The sequence below is a fragment of the Pseudomonas delhiensis genome, assembly GCF_900187975.1.
Classification (GTDB): Bacteria; Pseudomonadota; Gammaproteobacteria; order Pseudomonadales; family Pseudomonadaceae; genus Pseudomonas; species Pseudomonas delhiensis.
Window position 1 is genome coordinate 109,186 of record NZ_FZPC01000019.1, and the last position, 19,009, is coordinate 128,194.

The window sequence follows — 19,009 nt, forward strand, 5'->3', positions numbered from 1 at the left end:
ACTCGACGGGGACGCGACGACGGCTAGGCTGTCTCATTGCGGATGTCTCCTGCGGTAGGCGGCGCCTCGGTCGAGAAACGCCGGGCAATGGCGGTGCCGCGTGCTCTGAGCGGCAACTCGACATAGCGGTAGTTCGCTTCGCTGCAAAGGACGATGGTGCAGATGGCTAGGACCAGGAACAGCAGGGTATGGGTACCGTCCAGGGCGCTGTCGCCATACAGGCGGAAGGCAATTTCCTGGGTCAGGAAGAATGCCGGGATATGGATGAGATAGATGCCATAGGAGCGGCTGCCCAGCCAGAGGCCAAGGCGTTGCAGGGGCGCGGGAAGGGCCAGGTAGCCACGATCGTAGGAAGCCAACCAGACCAGGGCCGCGCTGAACAGGGCGATCACCCCGATACGCCAGACGGACCAGAGGTGCTGCTCGGTGGACACCCGCGTCAAACCCAGCACCAGCAGTGCCGCCAGGATCAGCCCCAGGGGGCGCCAGCGCAACAGCCAGGTCGGCTCCAGGCGTACATAGAAGGCCTTGTGGCTGGCCAGGGCCAGGAGCACGCCCCAGGCCAGGGCGTCGGTGCGCAGCACCATCAGCAAGGGCGTGCGCCAGACGAAGAACTGGGCGGCTATCACCCCTACCAGGATCCAGGGCAGGAAGCGGCGCGAGACGAATATCAGCAGCGGCAGCAGGAGGTAGAACTGCTCCTCCAGCGACAGGCTCCAGTAGACGAAGCTGACGCCGTACTCGTAGCGGAAGAAGCTGTCGGCGAAGCGGAAGTTCGCGTATTGCAGTATCCCCGCGAGTGTTGCGGCGAGGTTGGCGGACAAGGTGCCGAAGGCGCCCGATTCGTTCAGGAAGCGGCAGGCCAGCAGCATCAGCAGCAGCCAGAGCCAGGCCGAGGGGAGCAGGCGGAAGGCGCGCCTGACCCAGAACTGCACGCTGTTGCGCCAGAACTCGGCGATACCGTTGCAGCCCAGCAGTCGGGGAATCAGGTCCCGGGCGATGACGAAGCCGGAAATGGCGAAGAACAGATCGACGCCCCACCACAGCTCGAAGCGCCGGAAGAAGGCATCGAACAGCGGCGTGGGCCAGTGGAACAGATTGCCATGGGCATGGTGCACGACCACGCTGACCACGGCGAGCGCCCGCAGCAACTCGATGTCCTGGATACGCCGGCCGGGTGTGTGGCCCTGGCGGTCTGTCATCGGTAACCGATGCATGACGCCCCCTCCTCCGCTGCCGGTTGGCCATGTCCGGGGCAAGCCGATGATCGGCATGGAAATGCAATGGTCACAGACTTGCGCATGGCTCATCGCCCGTTACCGCCCTGCGGGCCCGCAGGGCGGCAAGGAAGGCCGACAGCCGGGCCTGTGCCTGTTCCATGCTGCAGAACGCCTGCAGGGCGTTCACTGCGGCCTCGCTCATGTGCGCATAGCGCTGGGGATCTTCCTTCGCCACCCGGTAGCTTTCCTGGTAGGCCGCAAGCAGCGAGTCCCAGTTAGTGATGTAGCGCAGGGTCCGGTAGGCCGCCCGCGGGTCATGGGGCCAGGCAGTGAGTTCCTCGGTGCAATCCACCACGAAGGCATTGTCGGCGTCGATGTAATCGAGCATCGCCGTATTGCGCGGGGCTATGGCCGGCTTGCCGCAGGACATGAACTCCATCAGCGGCAGGCACTGCCCCTCGCCGTAGGAGGTATTGACCACGTAGCCGGTGGCCTCCACCAGGCGTTCGTAGTCGGCGTCCTCGAGGTAGCCGTGGATCAGCACGAAGCGGCAACGGTAGGGCCTGAGCTTGTAGAGGTGGTGGAGCATGTCCGCCAGCGCATCGTCGATGCAGTGGTGGGTGAGCTTGAGCACCAGGGTGGCGTCTTCGCAATCGCGGAAGGCCCAGCAGAAGGCGCCGAGCATGTCGATCCAGTTCTTGCGGCCGTCGTAGGGGTTGAACACCGAGGTATAGATCACCCCGTCCAGGCGCAGTTTCTGCCTTCCGCGCGAGGCCTCGAAGTCAATGCGTGGCGCATCGCGATGGGGTTCGGGGGCATAGCCGCCCACGTCGTCCACGCGGCTGTCGATCACCAGGCCGTCGACCTGCAATTCCAGTTGCTCGGCCACCAGCCTGCGTTGCAGACGGGCCGCCAGGGCGGCGAAGCGGTTCCAGACCGGGGCTGGGATGCTCACCACAGGGAAGTCCGGGCCCATGGACTGGCGTACCGAGTCGACGGTGAAGCTGGAATGGGTGATGGCCGCGCCCAGCCGGTCGAACACCAGGCGCCAGTCGTGGCGCGGTTCGCCGTACCAGCTTTCGTAAGGGATGACGCTGAACTCCCAGGCGAACACCGGGATGGTCGGGCAACGGTAATGAATGGGCGTGCGATGCGGTGGCGAGAAGGACAGGAAGATGCACTCCTCGCCGCGGCGCAGGCAGTCGGCGTAGATCCGATCGACGAGGTCGTCCGGATCGCTGATTTCCATCACCTGGCCCAGGCGTTCGAGTAGCGGGCGGAACTCCTTCAGCACGAAGTAATAGCTGTATTCGGGCTTGCCGAGGTTCTCGCGGACGTTGTTGCGGTTGGTTTCCGAATGGATGAGGATCAGCATGCCGCGTCCCCTGCGACGGCTTTGTCGGGCCTGCCGGTGCCCAGGAAGGTGCCGAGGAACTCACCCAGCTCGTTCGCGAAACGCTCCTCGCCGGCGAATTCGCGCATCCGCTGGCGTGCGGCCATGGACATCGCCTGATAGCGCTCCGGGGCCTGCCGGGCAATCTCGTGGCTGTCCAGGTATGCCTGCTTCAGTGCGCCCCAGTCCGGACGGTAGCGTACGGTCCGGTAGCTCAGGCGAGTGTCCTGGGGCCATACGGCATGTTCGCGGCAAGCGGGGATGACGAAGGCCAGGTCGCCGTCGACGTAGTCCTCCATCGCGGTGTGCGCCGGGGCTATGGCCGGCTTGCCGCAGGCCAGGAACTCCATCAGCGGAAGGCACAGGCCTTCGCAGCGCGAGGCATTGACGTAGTAGCTGGTGGCCTCGCGCAGGCGCTGGAATTGTTCGTCGTCGAGGAAGCCGTGCATGACTACGACACGGCAAGCGAAGGGGGCCAACTGCGACAACAGGGTCAGCATGTGAACGTAGTAGCTGGCCAGGTCCTTCTGGGTGATCTTGAGCACCAGGGTCGCGTCGGCAGTGTCGCGGAACGCCCAGCAGAAGGCCGTGACCAGGTTCTCCCAGTTCTTGCGCCCATCCGCAGGGTTGAATACCGAGACGTAGACCACGCCCTCTACCTGGACCTCGACCAGTTGCGAGGTATCCGGCAACTGCGCCTGGGGATGCTCCTCGATCACGGTTGCCGAGGATGCCGCGGGCGGCTCGGCCGGCGCTAGCGGGCTGGGGCGCCGCAGCAGTCGGCTCAGGCCCCGGCGCAGCGCGGCGGGCACGAGGTCGCGCACGGCCTCGCGATACCACATCAGGAGGTAATGCCGGGTGATCAGCGCGCGCCGTCGCCAGGTGAGTGCCGGCACGGCTTCGATAATGGGCTCGATGGGCTCGATGGGCTCGTCGGCGACGGCGGGAATGTCATGTATCGGTGCGATGAGTCCGTCGGCCGACAGGCCCAGCAGCCGGGTATCGAGGATGCAGCCACGAATCTGCAGTTTCGTCGGCTCGATGATGGCGTTGGCTGGCGATTGTCCGCCGAGGCTGGCATAGGTTTCCCAGAGCGGTGTCGGCAGGGGAATCACCGGGAAGCCCTCCCCCATCGAGGCACGGATCGCCCGGGCAGTGTGCGACGACAGGCTGATCGCCCCGCCATGCCGGCTGAGCACGTAGCGCCAGTCCGAGCATGGATCATCGTTCCAGGTTTCGTTGGGGATGCTGTCGTATTCCCAGGCGATGACGCAGAGGATGGGACAGGCGAGGGAAAGCGGAGCCTTGTGCGGTGGGCCGAAGAATAGTGTCAGGCAATCACGCCCGGCCGCGCGCAGCCGGCGGGCGGTGGCTTCCAGCTCCTGCAGGCTCTGCGGGCGATGTACTTCGCCAAGCGCCTGCAGAACCGGCAGATAGGCCTTGAGAACGAAGAAATAGCTGTACTCGGGAGTGCCGAGACTGCTGTCGATGGTGCTCTCGCCAATATCCGAAAACAGGATGAAGTCCATACGGTCCTACAACACTGCGCAGGCTCTGCCGGCAGCGCCTTACAGGCCGTGCCTGTGTATTGTTCTTGTTACCACCCTGGCGGCCGGGGTGGGGCTTTTGTCCAGTCGACGACCGGGTTGTCGGACTGGACAGGTTGCAAGCGCTGGCGGCCGCATTCTAAACACAGCGCAGCCGGCTTCGAAAAGTGCTTAAGTACCATGTATGAAAAATTGAAGCAGAACCGACCGGTCACTCAGCTTTAGGTTGAATTTGTCATTCATTTACTACAGGTTAACGAGATAAGTACAACAGCAGAAGAATCCTAATCGCATCATTTTCGCGACTTCTGCAGGCACCTTTCCAGCTCGTAGCACCTGCCGGATGTTCCCTGGGTGCTCATGACAAGGGGTTCTCTTGAGAAAGCGCCTATTGGTCACCGGCCTCACGGGATTCGTCGGACACCATATCCGAACCTGGCTTGATCAGCACGAGAGCGTGTGGGAGCTGCTAGAGGTGCCCGAGCGCCCCGACCTCACCGATCCGAAAGCGGTGCGTGCCGGTTACAGTCAGCGCCCGGATGCCGTCATCCATCTCGCCGGGCAGACCTTCGTCCCGGAAGCGTTTCGCGATCCCGCGGGTACGCTGCAGGTCAATCTCCTGGGTACCCTCAACCTGCTGCAGGCGCTCAAGGCCCTCGATTTCTCCGGGGACTTCCTCTACGTCAGTTCCGGGGACATCTATGGCCAGGTGGACGAAGCACGTCTTCCCATCCGCGAAGACCTTCTGCCTGCGCCTCGCAACCCCTATGCCGTCAGCAAGCTGGCGGCCGAACACCTCTGCCTGCAGTGGGGCATGACCGAAAGCTGGCGAGTGATGGTCGCGCGGCCCTTCAACCACGTGGGCGCCGGGCAGAAGGAGAACTTTGTCATCGCCAGTGCTGCACGACAGATCGCTCTGATCCGCGCAGGCCTGCAGGAGCCTCGGCTGCTGGTTGGCGACATCGACGTCAGCCGCGACTTCCTGGATGTCCGCGATGTGGTCTCGGCCTACTTCGCCTTGCTTGAACGCGGCCGCCCCGGACAGGTCTACAACGTCTGCTCCGGTGAAGAACGGCGGATTCGCGACCTGATCCAGCAACTGGCCGATCTCGCCCAGGTGGAGATCGAACTGGTGCAAGACCCCGCACGCATGCGCCGTGCGGAACAACGCCGAGTATGCGGCAGTCATTCCAAGCTGCACGAGGCGACCGGCTGGAAGCCGGACATAACGATAAATCAGACCCTGACGGCGATCCTGTCGGACTGGGCATCACGGGTGTAGCGACAATGACAAGAAACGCACTCATCACGGGAGTGACGGGCCAGGACGGTGCCTACCTGGCAAAACTGCTGCTCGAAAAGGGATACCGCGTGCACGGCCTGGTGGCCCGGCGCAGCTCCGATACTCGCTGGCGTTTGCGCGAGCTGGGCATCGAATCGGAGCTGGTCTATCTGGATGGCGATATGGCCGATGCCTCGTCCATCCAGCGCGCGGTCATCAAGGCCAAGCCGGATGAAATCTACAACCTGGCGGCGCAAAGCTTCGTCGGCAGTTCATGGGACCAGCCGATCACCACCGCCGTGGTCGACGGCCTGGGGGTTACCCACCTGCTCGAGGCGATCCGCCAGTTCAGCCCGCAGACGCGATTCTACCAGGCCTCCACCAGCGAGATGTTCGGCCTGATCCAGGCCGAGCGGCAGGACGAGAACACCCCCTTCTACCCGCGCAGCCCCTATGGCGTAGCCAAGCTATACGGCCACTGGATCACGGTGAATTACCGCGAGAGCTTCGGCCTGTACACCTCCAGCGGCATCCTCTTCAACCACGAATCGCCGCTGCGCGGCATCGAGTTCGTGACCCGCAAGGTCACCGACGCCGTGGCGCGGATCAAGCTCGGCAAACAGAAGGAGTTGCGCCTGGGCAACATCGACGCCAAGCGCGACTGGGGTTTCGCTGGCGACTACGTCGAGGCCATGTGGCTGATGCTGCAGCAGGAAAAGCCCGATGACTACGTGGTGGCGACGGGCGTGACCACCACGGTGCGGGAAATGTGCCGCATCGCCTTCGACTACGTCGGCCTGAAGTACCAGGACCACGTGGTAGTCGACCAGGCCTTCATCCGCCCCGCGGAGGTCGACGTGCTCCTGGGCAACCCGGCCAAGGCCGAACGGGTGCTGGGCTGGAGTCCAAGGACCAGCCTCGAGAATCTGATTCACATGATGGTGGATGCCGACCTGCGGCGAGTCGACAAGGAGTAGCGCCATGCTGGTTCCTGTGATTCTTTCCGGTGGGGCCGGGACGCGTCTGTGGCCGGTTTCCCGCGAGGGGCAGCCCAAACCCTTCATGGCGCTGCCCGATGGCCAGACCCTTCTGCACAAGACCTACTGCCGGGCAGCCGGCCTTCTGCCCAGCGATGGCGAGATAGTTACGGTGACCAACCGCGACTACTACTTCCAGAGCAAGGATCACTTCCTTGCCGCCAAGCTGCGACAGCGCGGACATTTCGTCCTGGAGCCGGTGGGGCGCAATACGGCGCCTGCGGTCGCCATGGCGGCGTTGGCAGTACGCGCCAGGCACGGCGACCAGGCATTGCTGGTGGTGATGCCGGCGGACCACCTGATCCGCGACCTCGAGGCCTTTGGCCGGGCGGTCGAGCGCGCGGCCGCCCTGGCCGAGACCGGTCACCTGGTCACCTTCGGCGTGGTGCCCACGGCGCCGGAGACCGGTTTCGGCTACATAGAGATGGGCGAGCAACTGGACGAGGGCCGCGGTGCCAGGGTTCGGCGTTTCGTGGAGAAGCCCGACCTGGAGACTGCCCGGCAATTCCTCGACAGCGGTGATTTCCTCTGGAACTCGGGCATGTTCTGCTTCAGCGTCGCCACGCTGCTTGGCGAGCTGGAACGCCACGCTCCGGAAATCCTCGTCAGCGCCATCGCCTGCCACGAGGCCAGCAGCGGCGACGAACTGGGCCAGGTGGTGCAGCAGGAACTGAGCGGCGAGCATTTCGCCGCCTTCCCCGACATTTCCATTGACTACGCACTGATGGAGCGCTCAGAGCGCGTCGCGGTGGTTCCGGCGGCCTTCGACTGGAGCGACATCGGCTCCTGGGGGGCGCTGAGCGCGCTGGTCGAGCCCGATGCGCAGAACAACCGCGCAGCCGCCGACGCGGTGTTCGTCGATACCTGCAACACCTACGTGCAGAGCGACGACCGCCTGGTGGCCACCGTGGGAGTGTCCGACCTGATCGTCATCGATACCGCAGACGCCATCCTGGTCGCCCACGCCGAGCGCGCCCAGGACGTGCGCAAGGTGGTCAAGCAGCTCAAGGACAGCGAGCACGAGGCTTATCGCCTGCACCGCACCGTGAGCCGTCCGTGGGGAACCTACACGGTGCTGGAGGAAGGGCCGCGCTTCAAGATCAAGCGCATCGTGGTCAAGCCGGGGGCCTCACTGTCGTTGCAAATGCACCATCACCGCAGCGAACACTGGATAGTGGTGCGTGGCATGGCCAAGGTCACCAATGGCGAGGGCGTGCGCCTGGTGAACAGCAACGAGTCCACCTACATCCCTGCGGGGCACAAGCATCGCCTGGAGAACCCCGGCGTCATCGACCTGGTGATGATCGAGGTGCAGAGCGGCGAATACCTGGGGGAGGACGACATCGTCCGCTTCGAGGATCAGTACGGCAGGGCCTGCTAGATGTTGGCGAGGATGTTCCAGGGAATCTGGCAATACCGCGGCTTCGTCGCCGGCAGCGTGCGCCGCGAGTTCGAGTCGCGCTACCGCGGCTCGATGCTGGGCGCGGCCTGGACGGTGCTCAACCCGCTGGCGATGATCCTGGTGTACACGGTGATCTTCTCCGAGGTGATGCGGGCGCGGTTGCCGGGCGTCGATGACCGCATGGCATTCGGCGTGTTCATCTGTTCCGGGCTGCTCACCTGGGGCCTGTTCTCCGAGGTGGTCGGGCGCAGCCTGACGATGTTCCTGGACAACGCGAACCTGCTGAAGAAGCTCAACTTCCCGCGCATCTGCCTGCCGGTGGTGAGCGTGCTCAACGCACTGGTGAACTTCGCCATCATCTTCGCGCTGTTCTGCGGCTTCCTGGCCATCACTGGCCGGCTGCCCGGCATCGCCCTGCTGGCCTTCCCCGTCCTGCTCCTGCTGCAACTGTTGTTCGCCTGCGGGCTGGGCATGCTGCTGGGCGTGCTCAACGTGTTCTTCCGCGACGTTGGGCAACTGTTCGGCATTCTCCTGCAGTTCTGGTTCTGGTTCACGCCCATCGTCTACCCGACCAGCATCCTGCCGGAAAGCATCCGCAGGCTGATCCAGCTCAATCCGATGACGCCGCTGATCCAGTCCTACCAGAACCTCTTCCTATATGGCCACTGGCCCGTATGGACTGACCTGCTGCCGCTGCTGCTCTCGGCCCTGGTGCTGTGCATCCTGGCGCTGGCGCTGTTCCGTAGCCGTTCCGGCGAGATGGTGGACGAACTCTGATGGGCCACATACGTATCCAGCAACTCGGCAAGGCCTACCGCCAATACCCCTCGCGCTGGGCCCGGCTGCTCGAATGGCTGTCTCCCTGTGCCCGACCACGCCACCAGCAGAAATGGGTGCTGCAGGATATCGACCTGGACATCGCGCCCGGCGAAGCGGTAGGGCTGGTTGGCTCCAATGGCGCCGGCAAGAGTACGCTGCTCAAGATCATCACCGGCACCACCCTGCCCACCCGCGGCAGTTGCAGCGTCGGCGGGCGGGTCTCGGCGCTGCTGGAGCTGGGCATGGGCTTCCACCCGGAATTCACCGGCCGCCAGAACGTATTCATGGCCGCGCAGCTGCAGGGCCTGCAGCGCGAGGAAATCGAGGAACTGATGCCGGCCATCGAGGCCTTCGCCGAGATCGGTGACGCCATCGACCAGCCGGTGCGCACCTACTCCAGCGGCATGCAGATGCGCCTGGCGTTCAGCGTGGCCACCGCCAGGCGCCCTGACGTGCTGATCGTCGACGAGGCGCTGTCGGTGGGCGATGCCTATTTCCAGCACAAGAGCTTCGAGCGCATCCGTAGCTTCCGCCGCGACGGCACCACGCTGCTAATCGTGTCCCATGACCGCTTCGCCATCCAGTCCATCTGCGATCGCGCTGTGCTGCTGGAGTTCGGCAGGGTCGTGCAGCAGGGCGAGCCGGAGATGGTCATGGACTACTACCATGCGCGCATGACGGCCGGCCTCAACCATCGGGTACGCCAGGAGATGCTGGCCAACGGCAAGACGCGGACCATTTCCGGTACCGGGGAGGTCGAGGTCGAGTCGGTGCGCTTGCTGGAGCAGGATACCTCGGTGGAAATCATCGAAGTGGGCAGCGAAGTGACGCTGGAAGTGGTGGTCCGCGCGACCCAGGACATCAGCCAACTGGTGCTGGGGTTCATGCTCAAGGACCGCCTGGGCCAGGCCATGTACGGCATCAACTCCTACCGCCTGAAGCAGACGCTGGAGAATATCCGGGCAGGTGAGCGCATCCTGTATCGATACAGCTTCCCGATGCGCCTGGGACCAGGCAACTACTCGGTTTCCTTGAGCCTTTCCAGGCGTGACTCGCACCTGGACGGCAGCTACGAATGGCGCGACTGCGCCATGCTGTTCCAGGTGGCCAACGCCAGCCACGAGAACTTCGTCGGCTATTCCTGGCTGGGGGCGGAGCTTGCGGTCGAGCGCCTGGGCGCTGCAGCGGAAGTGCTCGAACTGAGGCGCAGCCTGCCATGACCCGCATACTCATCGAATGCACATACGTCTTCGAACACCCCGAAGTGAACTCGGGCATCCAGCGCGTCGTGCGCAATGTCATCCGTAATCTCGATGCGGTCCAGGCCGAAGTCGAGTGCATACCCGTGGTCTTCCTGCGCGGGCGTATGTTCCGGGTACTGGCGCTGGCGCCCCTGTCCGGTCGCGACCTGCCCTGGCACAGCCGCATGCGCGTGGCCCTGGAGCAACTGCGTAACGACTACTGGATGTGGCACGCGCGCCTGGAGCGGCGCTGGCCGATGAACCGTTGGCACAATGCGCGGCGGGCTCTCTACATGCTCTGCAAGCTGGCCAGCCTGAGCTTCACCCTGCCGCTGCGATTCGCCACCTATGCCTCGCGCAACCATGTGGTACCTGAGCGCGTGCAAGCCATGGAGGTGCAGCCGGGCGACCAGTTGCTGCTGCTCGACTCGTCCTGGCATGCCGATTTCTTCCCCGTCGCCGAGCGTCTCAAGGCACAGGGCGTGGGCGTCGTCTCGGTGATCTACGATCTCATCCCCTCTACGCATCCGCAGTTTTGCGATGCCGGCCTGGTCCGTGTCTTCGACCGCTGGTTCGACTGGATCGCCGAAATGGCCGATGGCTTCATGTGCATCTCCACCACCATCCGCGACCAACTGCGTGCCGAGATCGTCCGCCGTCGAGGCGAGGCGGTGGCCGGACAGATCTGGTTCGACCACTTCTACCTGGGCTCGGAACTGGACCTGGCCGACCGTCCCGGCCGTATCGATCCGCGCCTGCTGCGGCTGTTCGAGGCGGGTGCGCCGGTGTACCTGATGGTCAGCACCATAGAACCGCGAAAGAACCACGCCTATCTGCTGGACGCCTTCGAGCGTCTCTGGGCGCGTGGCTCCCCGGTTCACCTGTGCATCATCGGGCGCGTCGGTTGGAAGTGCGAGGACCTGATCGCCCGCATCCGCCGGCATCCGGAATTGAACAAGCGCCTGCATGTTTTCCACAAGCTCAACGATCGAGGCCTGGAGCACGCCTATGCGAACGCCAAGGCACTGGTGTTCCCGTCTTTCGTCGAAGGCTTCGGCCTGCCACTGGTAGAGGCCATGCAGCGCCAGTTACCGGCCATGGCCAGCGATATCCCGGTATTCCGTGAGATCGGCGGCGACTTCATGGCCTATTTCGATCTGGACCAGCCGGACTCCCTCGCGGCGCTCGTGGAGCGCTTCGAAGAGTCGGGCCAGTTCCCGGCGCTACGGCAGGTTTCCGAGTGGCGCTGGATCGGATGGCGTGAGGCCAGCCAGCAACTCATCGCGCGTGTAGTGCAGGCGCAGTGGCAACAGCCTTTGGGAGGGGCGCCGGAAAAGGACGAACAGCATGAAGGTTGCGCTTAACACCCGCATCCTCCAGGCCCCGCGTACCGGCATCGGCCAGTACGTGGCGGCGCTGGCGCAGGCCCTGGGCGAGCAGCCCGGCGTGCGCCTCGACTATTTCCAGGGTTGGGGCTGGTCGAGGGCGCTGCCGCGGGCGGCGTTGCCGGGCTATTCGCGCTGGAGCTCCGCGGTCAGGCGGGTGCCGGGCGCCTACCGGATCCGCCGCTGGCTGGAGCAGCAGCGTTTCGACCGCGGCCTGCGCGAGCGGGATGTGCAGCTGTACCACGAGCCGAGCCTGTGGCCGCTGGAGTTCGACGGCCCCATGGTCATGACGGTACATGACCTGACCCATGTGCGTTATCCCCAGACCCAGCCGCGTAACCGCCTGGCTGAGATCGAGCGGCGTGTCGGCGAAGGCGTGGCCCGGGCCGGGCGCATCCTGGTGGATTCGCACTTCGTCGGTGCGGAGTTGCAGGAGTATTTCGGCCTGCCGGCGGAGCGGGTGATGGTCGCGCCCCTGGGCTGCGCAGCGCGTTTCCGGCCGCGCACGGCTGAACAGTTGCGAACTGTACTGGCGCCACTGGCCCTGGAGGCCGGGGGCTACCTGATCTGCGTGGGCACGTTGGAGCCGCGCAAGAACCTGCAGCAGGCCTTGCGTGCCCATGCCTTGCTGCCGCCCGCCATGCGCGAGCGCTACCCGTTGCTGATCGCCGGCATGGCCGGCTGGCGCCAGGAGCAGTTGAGCGCGGAGCTGGCCGCGGCGTTGGCTGGCGGCCAGGTGCGCCTGCTCGGCTACCTGGACGACGACACCCTGGCGGGTGTGCTCGCCGGGGCGCGCCTGCTGCTGTTCCCGTCGCTCTACGAGGGTTTCGGGCTGCCGGTGCTGGAGGCCATGGCCAGTGGCGTGCCGACGGTGCTGGCGCGCACCTCGTCGCTGCCGGAAGTGGCCGGAGAGGCCGGCTGCTTCGTCGAACCGCAGGATGCCCAGGGCATGGCCGATGCCATCCGGCGGCTGCTGGAGGACGAGAACGAATGGGCACGCCTGCGGGGCCTGGGGCTGGACCGTGCCGTGGCTTTCAGTTGGCAGGCGTGCGCCCGCATCACCGTCGAGGCCTACAGACAGGCCATGGAGGGTTGAATGCGCGTTCTGCATTTCTTCAAGACCTACCTGCCCGATTCCGTGGGCGGGATCGAACAGGTGATCAACCAGCTCTGCCGCAGCGGCAAGGCCCATGGCATCGAGAACGAGGTGCTCACCCTCAGCGCCAACCCCGAGCCGGCCCTGCTGGAGGTCGACGGGCACCGGGTGCACCGTGCGCGCCTGGACCTGCAGTTGGCCTCGACGGGGTTCTCCTACAGCGTGTTGCCGCGCTTCCGCGCCCTGGCCGCCGAGGCTGACATCATCAACTTCCACTTCCCCTGGCCGTTCATGGACCTGGTGCATTTCCTCTCGGGGGTGCGCAAGCCGATGGTGGTGACCTACCACTCGGACATCGTTCGCCAGCGCCACCTGCTCAGGCTGTACCAGCCGCTGATGAACAGCTTCCTCGGCTGCGCCGACCGCATAGTGGCGGCCTCGCCCAACTACCTGGCCACCAGCGAGGTGTTGCGTCGTTTCCCGGGCAAGACCGAGGTGATTCCCTACGGGCTGGACAAGACGGGTTATCCACAGCCCGACGCGAATTGCCTGGACGGCTGGCGCCAGCGGGTGGGGGAAGGCTTCTTCCTGTTCGTCGGGGTGATGCGCTACTACAAGGGCCTGCACATCCTGCTGGAGGCGGTGCAGGGGACCGGCTATCCGCTGGTGGTGGTCGGTGCCGGGCCGCTGGAAGCCGAGCTGAAGGCGCAGGCCGCCGCCCTCGGAGTGGAGGGCCACGTACGCTTCCTGGGGCGGGTCAGCGAAGTGGACAAGGTGGCGCTGCTGCAGCTGAGCCGCGCCATCGTGTTTCCGTCGCACCTGCGTTCGGAGGCCTTCGGCATCTCCCTGCTGGAGGGCGCGATGTACGGCAAGCCGATGATCTCCAGCGAGATAGGTACCGGCACCAGCTACATCAATGTGCACGGCCTGACCGGTCTGGTGGTGCCGCCCAGCGAGCCCAAGGCGTTCCGCGAGGCGATGCGCTGGATATGGGAGCACCCGCAAGGCGCCGCCGAGATGGGCAGGAAGGCCGAGGCGCGCTACGAAGAACTGTTCACCGCCGACGCCATGGGGCGGCGCTGGGCCGGGTTGTACCGGGAGCTGCTGTTTGCCGATGCGGGCCTGGAAAAGCAGAAAGGCCGCTCAATCTAGCGGCCTTTCACCAGTACAGTTTCGAACTGTCTATCTACTGCCTGACAGTTCAGCGCTTCCGCTTACTTCCAGAACGGCTTGTTCAGCTCGGCGTAGCGCTGGGCTTCGCTGATGCCGGCGTCGGCCAGCAGGCGCGAGTCGAGGCGGGCCAGCTGGCGGCGGCTCTCGATGCGGCGCTGCCACAGGCGGACGGTGCCGACCAGGCTGCGGTGGGCGGTGGAGGAAGAACGGATGCTGCTGACGTTGGCGGAACCGAGGGTACGTTCCATGATTTTCGTCCTTCCCGCTTTTGGCGGGTAGTGGGGTTGCGGAAGTTGTTGAGGCGTATCTTCTGACTTTTTAGTCAGCCGCGATAGGTACAGTTGCCTTGAATTAAATAGCGTCAGCGAATTGTTTCAGCGAACTGTAATGGCGTTTTTGGTGCGAACTGTACCGCTGTGCTCCGTTTTGGTGCGCAGATGGCGGGGAATGCGGGGTTTTCAGAGGGGCTGCCGGGGTTGGCAGTAGGAGAAGTGGAACAGTCGCTGTGGGATAAAAAACTGTTCGAGAGTGTTTTTACGTGGTTTTTTTCCGACTGTCCAGCCTGGCGGGCCATTCTTTGTGGAATGGCCCGCCGGCGTGCCGGATCAGCTGGCGGCGAGCATGTGGCCGCGTTCTTCCAGGTTGATGTGCCAGTTCATGGCTTCGCGCAGGATGTGCGGGGTGTGCCCGCCGCGCTGGCAGGCGGCCTCGAAGTAGGCGGCCAGGGCGTCGCGGTAGGAGGGGTGCACGCAGTTCTCGATGACCACCCGGGCGCGTTCGCGCGGCGCCAGGCCGCGCAGGTCGGCCAGGCCCTGCTCGGTGACCAGGATGTCGACGTCGTGCTCGGTATGGTCGACGTGGCTGACCATGGGCACCACGCTGGAGATGCTGCCGCCCTTGGCGATGGACTTGGTGACGAAGATCGCCAGGTGGGCGTTGCGGGCGAAGTCGCCCGAGCCGCCGATGCCGTTCATCATCCTGGTGCCGCCGACGTGGGTGGAGTTGACGTTGCCGTAGATGTCGAACTCCAGCGCGGTGTTGATGCCGATGATCCCCAGGCGACGCACCACCTCGGGGTGGTTGGAGATTTCCTGCGGGCGCAGCACCAGCTTGTCCTTGTAGCGCTCCAGGTTGCCGAAGACGTCGGCGTTGCGGCGGCTCGACAGGGTGATGGAACTGCCCGAGGCGAAGCGCAGCTTGCCCGAGTCCATCAGGTCGAAGGTGGAGTCCTGCAGCACTTCGGAGTACATGGTCAGGTCTTCGAAGGGCGATTCCATCAGGCCGCACATCACCGCGTTGGCGATGCTGCCGATGCCCGCCTGCAGCGGCGCGAGGTTCTTCGCCAGGCGGCCGGCGTCCACTTCGCGCTTGAAGAAGTCGATCAGGTGGTTGGCGATGGCCTGGGTCTCGCTGTCCGGCGGCAGCACGGTGGAGGGCGAGTCCGGCTGGTTGTTGATGACGATGGCGACGATCTTTTCCGGCGGGATCGGGATGGCGGTGCTGCCGATGCGATCGTCGACGCGGGTCAGCGGGATCGGCGTGCGGGTCGGCCGGTAGGTCGGGATGTAGATGTCGTGCAGGCCTTCCAGGTTGGTGTTGTGCGCCAGGTTGATCTCGACTATCACCTGCTTGGCGAAGATCGCGAAGCTGGCCGAGTTGCCCACGGAAGTGGTCGGTACGATGTGGCCTTGCTCGGTGATGGCCACGGCTTCGATGACCGCGATGTCCGGCAGCTTGAGCTGGTGGTTGCGCAGTTGTTCGACGGTTTCCGACAGGTGCTGGTCGATGAACATCACCGAGCCGTCGTTGATCGCCTTGCGCAGGGTGCTGTCGACCTGGAAGGGCATGCGCCGGGCCAGCACGCCGGCCTCGGTCAGGTGCTTGTCGAGGTCGTTGCCCAGGCTCGCGCCGGTCATCAGGCTGATCTTCAGCGGCTGCTGCTTGGCGCGCTGCGCCAGGGCTTCCGGCACGGCCTTGGCTTCGCCGGCGCGGGTGAAGCCGCTCATGCCGACGGTCATGCCGTCCTGGATCAGGGCTGCGGCCTGGTCAGCAGTCATCACCTTCTCGAGCAGGGAAGGCAGGCGCACGCGATCACGGTACATGGAAAAACCTCAGGCTTTATGGGGAGTGCAAGGGGGCCAGTCTAGGGATTCGGCGATTTTTCGCCCTTATACCAAGGTCGAAAAATCGCCCCGCCACTGCTTTCCTTACTACCAAAGTCCAGAGGGTTTTCCTTTGCGGCAAAGCAAGACACCGGCGCGCGGCCGGTGTCTCGTGGATCGACAGCTGTCGTTATTCGACGGCCTTGACCATGTCCTCGATGACCTTCTTGGCGTCGCCGAAGACCATCATGGTCTTGTCCAGGTAGAACAGTTCGTTGTCCAGGCCGGCGTAGCCGCTGGCCATCGAGCGCTTGTTGACGATCACGGTCTTGGCCTTGTAGGCCTCGAGGATCGGCATGCCGGCGATCGGCGACTTCGGATCGTTCTTCGCCGCCGGGTTGACCACGTCGTTGGCGCCCAGCACCAGCACCACGTCGGTCTGGCCGAACTCGGAGTTGATGTCCTCCATCTCGAACACCTGCTCGTAGGGCACTTCGGCCTCGGCCAGCAGCACGTTCATGTGGCCCGGCATACGGCCGGCGACCGGGTGGATGGCGAACTTCACGGTGACGCCGCGGTGGGTCAGCTTCTCCGCCAGCTCCATCAGCGCGTGCTGGGCGCGGGCCACCGCCAGGCCGTAGCCGGGAACGATGATCACGCTGTCGGCGTTGGTCAGCAGGAAGGAGGCGTCGTCGGCCGAGCCGGATTTCACCGGGCGGGCTTCCTTCGCACCGGCGGGGCCGGCGTCGTCGGTGCTGGCGCCGAAGCCGCCGAGGATGACGTTGAAGAACGAGCGGTTCATCGCCTTGCACATGATGTACGAGAGGATCGCGCCCGAGGAGCCCACCAGGGAGCCGGCGATGATCAGCATCGAGTTGTTCAGCGAGAAGCCGATGCCCGCCGCGGCCCAGCCGGAGTAGGAGTTGAGCATCGACACCACCACCGGCATGTCGGCGCCGCCGATGGGGATGATGATCAGCACGCCGAGGATGAAGGCCAGGGCCAGCATCAGGGCGAAGGCGGCGAGGTTGCCGGTGAACATGAACACCAGGCCCAGGCCGAGGGTGGCCAGGCCCAGCACCAGGTTCAGCAGGTGCTGGCCGGCGAACTGTACCGGTGCGCCCTGGAACAGGCGGAACTTGTACTTGCCGGACAGCTTGCCGAAGGCGATCACCGAACCGGAGAAGGTGATGGCGCCGATGGCCGCGCCGAGGAACAGCTCCAGGCGGTTGCCGGTGGGGATGGTGTCGCCCAGGTGCTGGACGATGCCCAGCGACTGCGGCTCGACCACGGCGGCGATGGCGATGAACACCGCGGCCAGGCCGATCATGCTGTGCATGAAGGCGACCAGTTCGGGCATCTTGGTCATCTCGACGCGCTTGGCCATGATCGAACCGGCGCTGCCGCCGATCAGCAGGCCGACCAGGATGTAGCCGATGCCGGCGGCGGCGTTGTCGCCCTCGGCCAGTTGCGCGCCGAGCTTGAACACCAGGCCCACGGTGGTGAGCACGGCGATGGCCATGCCGATCATGCCGAACAGGTTGCCGCGCCGCGAGCTGGTCGGGTGCGACAGGCCCTTCAGGGCCTGGATGAAGCAGACCGAGGCGATCAGGTACAGCAGGGTGACGAGGTTCATGCTCATGGTCAGTGCTTCTCCGCCGGCGCTTTCGGCGCTTTCTTCTTGAACATTTCCAGCATGCGGCGGGTGACCAGGAAGCCACCGAACACGTTGACCGCGGCCAGGGCCACGGCCAGGGTGCCCATGATCTTGCCCAGCGGGGTGACGGTCAGGGCGGCGGCCAGCATGGCGCCGACGATGACGATCGCCGAGATGGCGTTGGTCACCGCCATCAGCGGGGTGTGCAGGGCAGGGGTGACGTTCCATACCACGTGGTAGCCGACGTACACGGCCAGCACGAAGATGATCAGGTTGTAGATCCCGTGGGAGATCAGCATTTCTTCCATCGTCTTTCACCGGTCTCTAGGCCGGGCAGAAGCCCGGCGGGTTCTTCTTTATTAAGGAGGGCTCAGCCGTTCTTGCGCACGGCCTGGCCGTCGCGGCACATCAGGCAGGCGGCGACGATGTCGTCTTCCAGGTTGACCTTGAAGCCTTCGGCGGAGAGGGTCAGCTTGAGGAAGTCGAGCAGGTTGCGCGCGTACAGGGCCGAGGCGTCCGCCGGGACCATGGCGGCCAGGTTGGTGTGGCCGACCAGGGTCACGCCGTGCTTGACCACCACCTGCCCGGCCTCGGTCAGCGGGCAGTTGCCGCCCTGGGCCGCGGCCAGGTCGATGACCACCGAGCCGGGCTTCATTTCCTGCACCGTGGCTTCGTGCAGCAGGGTCGGCGCCTTGCGGCCGGGGATCAGCGCGGTGGTGATGACGATGTCGGCCTGCTTGGCGCGCTCGTGCACCGCCTTGGCCTGGCGCTCCATCCACGAGGCCGGCATGGGGCGGGCGTAGCCGCCGACGCCTTCGGCGCACTCGCGCTCCTCGTCGGTCTCGTAGGGCACGTCGACGAACTTGGCGCCGAGCGACTCGATCTGCTCCTTCACCGCCGGGCGTACGTCCGAGGCCTCGATCACCGCGCCCAGGCGCTTGGCCGTGGCGATGGCCTGCAGGCCGGCGACGCCGGCGCCGAGGATCAGCACGCGGGCGGCCTTCACGGTGCCGGCGGCGGTCATCAGCATGGGCATGAAGCGCGGGTAGTGGTTGGCCGCGAGCATCACCGCCTTGTAGCCGGCGATGTTGGCCTGCGACGACAGCACGTCCAGGCTCTGCGCGCGCGAGGTGCGCGGCGCCGCTTCCAGGGCGAAGGCGGTGATACCGCGTTCGGCCATGCGCGCGATGTTGTCGTTGTCGAAGGGGTTGAGCATGCCGATCAGCACGGCGCCCGGCTTCATCTGCGCCAGTTCCTCGGCGCTGGGGGCGACCACCTTGAGCACCAGCTCGGCGCCCAGGGCTTCAGCGGCGGAGCCGATCTTCGCCCCGGCGGCCTCGTAGGCGCTGTCCGGCTGGCTGGCGTTGACGCCGGCGCCACTCTGAACGATCACCTGGTGGCCTTGGCCAACCAGTTTCTTGACGGTTTCAGCGGTGGCGGCGACCCGTGTTTCACCGGCATGGGTCTCGAGAGGGACACCGATCTGCACTCACAAATCTCCTGCGTGATCCTTGAGTAGTCCGGCGCCGGAAGGCGGCCGGGTTGTCGAACTGGCAACGCATGCCGCGATAAGGGCGGGTCCAGAACCCGCTGGGCGGCGGCATTGTGCAATCGAGCCACTGGGTCGGCAAGAAGTTCTGAAGTAGTACTAAAAA

16 protein-coding genes are annotated in these 19,009 nt (G+C 65.0%); 8 read left to right on the forward strand and 8 right to left on the reverse strand.

Translation table 11 applies throughout. From position 1 onward, the window contains the following. Nucleotides 1–23: 23 nt before the first annotated feature. From CHC02_RS18055 to CHC02_RS18065, 3 genes are all read right to left on the reverse strand, one after another. On the reverse strand, nucleotides 24–1,217 hold the full coding sequence (locus CHC02_RS18055) for an acyltransferase family protein (RefSeq protein WP_089392827.1): 1,194 nt from the start codon (nucleotides 1,215–1,217) through the stop codon (nucleotides 24–26). Nucleotides 1,218–1,287: 70 nt separating this feature from the next. After that, nucleotides 1,288–2,595, reverse strand: coding sequence for a glycosyltransferase family protein (locus CHC02_RS18060; RefSeq protein WP_089392828.1), 1,308 nt, complete (start codon nucleotides 2,593–2,595; stop codon nucleotides 1,288–1,290). After that, nucleotides 2,589–4,142, reverse strand: coding sequence for a glycosyltransferase (locus tag CHC02_RS18065; protein ID WP_089392829.1), 1,554 nt, complete (start codon nucleotides 4,140–4,142; stop codon nucleotides 2,589–2,591). Before CHC02_RS18065 ends, CHC02_RS18060 begins: the two co-directional genes overlap by 7 nt. A gap of 394 nt (nucleotides 4,143–4,536) precedes the next feature. On the opposite strand from CHC02_RS18065, the gene CHC02_RS18070 reads away from it, so the two are divergent. From CHC02_RS18070 to CHC02_RS18105, 8 genes are read left to right on the forward strand one after another with little or no spacing between them, the layout of a single operon-like run. Then, on the forward strand, nucleotides 4,537–5,442 hold the full coding sequence (locus tag CHC02_RS18070) for a GDP-mannose 4,6-dehydratase (protein WP_089392830.1): 906 nt from the start codon (nucleotides 4,537–4,539) through the stop codon (nucleotides 5,440–5,442). 5 nt (nucleotides 5,443–5,447) lie between these two features. Then, nucleotides 5,448–6,419: a GDP-mannose 4,6-dehydratase gene (gene gmd / locus CHC02_RS18075; RefSeq protein ID WP_089392831.1), complete on the forward strand. Its 972-nt coding sequence runs from the start codon at nucleotides 5,448–5,450 to the stop codon at nucleotides 6,417–6,419. Between the two features lie 4 nt (nucleotides 6,420–6,423). Beyond that, nucleotides 6,424–7,860: a mannose-1-phosphate guanylyltransferase/mannose-6-phosphate isomerase gene (locus CHC02_RS18080; RefSeq protein ID WP_089392832.1), complete on the forward strand. Its 1,437-nt coding sequence runs from the start codon at nucleotides 6,424–6,426 to the stop codon at nucleotides 7,858–7,860. After that, entirely contained in the window at nucleotides 7,861–8,658 is a 798-nt protein-coding gene (locus CHC02_RS18085) for an ABC transporter permease (protein WP_089392833.1), read from the forward strand. Further along, nucleotides 8,658–9,920, forward strand: coding sequence for an ABC transporter ATP-binding protein (locus CHC02_RS18090; protein ID WP_089392834.1), 1,263 nt, complete (start codon nucleotides 8,658–8,660; stop codon nucleotides 9,918–9,920). Before CHC02_RS18085 ends, CHC02_RS18090 begins: the two co-directional genes overlap by 1 nt. After that, nucleotides 9,917–11,305 carry a glycosyltransferase family 4 protein gene (locus tag CHC02_RS18095; RefSeq protein WP_089392835.1) on the forward strand — a complete coding sequence of 463 codons (1,389 nt, stop codon included), beginning with the start codon at nucleotides 9,917–9,919 and terminating at the stop codon, nucleotides 11,303–11,305. The genes CHC02_RS18090 and CHC02_RS18095 overlap by 4 nt, the downstream gene beginning before the upstream one ends. Beyond that, complete coding sequence (locus CHC02_RS18100; protein WP_089392836.1) at nucleotides 11,289–12,422, forward strand: glycosyltransferase family 4 protein; 1,134 nt, start codon at nucleotides 11,289–11,291, stop codon at nucleotides 12,420–12,422. The genes CHC02_RS18095 and CHC02_RS18100 overlap by 17 nt, the downstream gene beginning before the upstream one ends. Beyond that, the gene (locus CHC02_RS18105) at nucleotides 12,423–13,574 is read left to right on the forward strand and encodes a glycosyltransferase family 4 protein (protein ID WP_089392837.1); all 1,152 of its coding nucleotides are present in this window, start codon (nucleotides 12,423–12,425) and stop codon (nucleotides 13,572–13,574) included. A gap of 62 nt (nucleotides 13,575–13,636) precedes the next feature. Here the strand turns inward: CHC02_RS18105 and CHC02_RS18110 are convergent, their stop codons facing one another. The 5 genes from CHC02_RS18110 to CHC02_RS18130 form a co-directional block, all read right to left on the reverse strand. Continuing rightward, nucleotides 13,637–13,843: a DUF1127 domain-containing protein gene (locus CHC02_RS18110; RefSeq protein WP_089392838.1), complete on the reverse strand. Its 207-nt coding sequence runs from the start codon at nucleotides 13,841–13,843 to the stop codon at nucleotides 13,637–13,639. Between the two features lie 357 nt (nucleotides 13,844–14,200). Next, nucleotides 14,201–15,697 (reverse strand): succinyl-CoA:acetate CoA-transferase ScpC, encoded by a 1,497-nt coding sequence (locus tag CHC02_RS18115; protein ID WP_089392839.1) that lies wholly within the window; start codon nucleotides 15,695–15,697, stop codon nucleotides 14,201–14,203. A gap of 190 nt (nucleotides 15,698–15,887) precedes the next feature. Next, complete coding sequence (locus CHC02_RS18120; protein WP_089392840.1) at nucleotides 15,888–17,339, reverse strand: NAD(P)(+) transhydrogenase (Re/Si-specific) subunit beta; 1,452 nt, start codon at nucleotides 17,337–17,339, stop codon at nucleotides 15,888–15,890. Nucleotides 17,340–17,341: 2 nt separating this feature from the next. After that, nucleotides 17,342–17,662 carry an NAD(P) transhydrogenase subunit alpha part 2 gene (locus CHC02_RS18125; RefSeq protein WP_009614711.1) on the reverse strand — a complete coding sequence of 107 codons (321 nt, stop codon included), beginning with the start codon at nucleotides 17,660–17,662 and terminating at the stop codon, nucleotides 17,342–17,344. Nucleotides 17,663–17,724: 62 nt separating this feature from the next. Next, nucleotides 17,725–18,843 (reverse strand): Re/Si-specific NAD(P)(+) transhydrogenase subunit alpha, encoded by a 1,119-nt coding sequence (locus tag CHC02_RS18130; RefSeq protein WP_089392841.1) that lies wholly within the window; start codon nucleotides 18,841–18,843, stop codon nucleotides 17,725–17,727. Nucleotides 18,844–19,009: the final 166 nt, after the last annotated feature.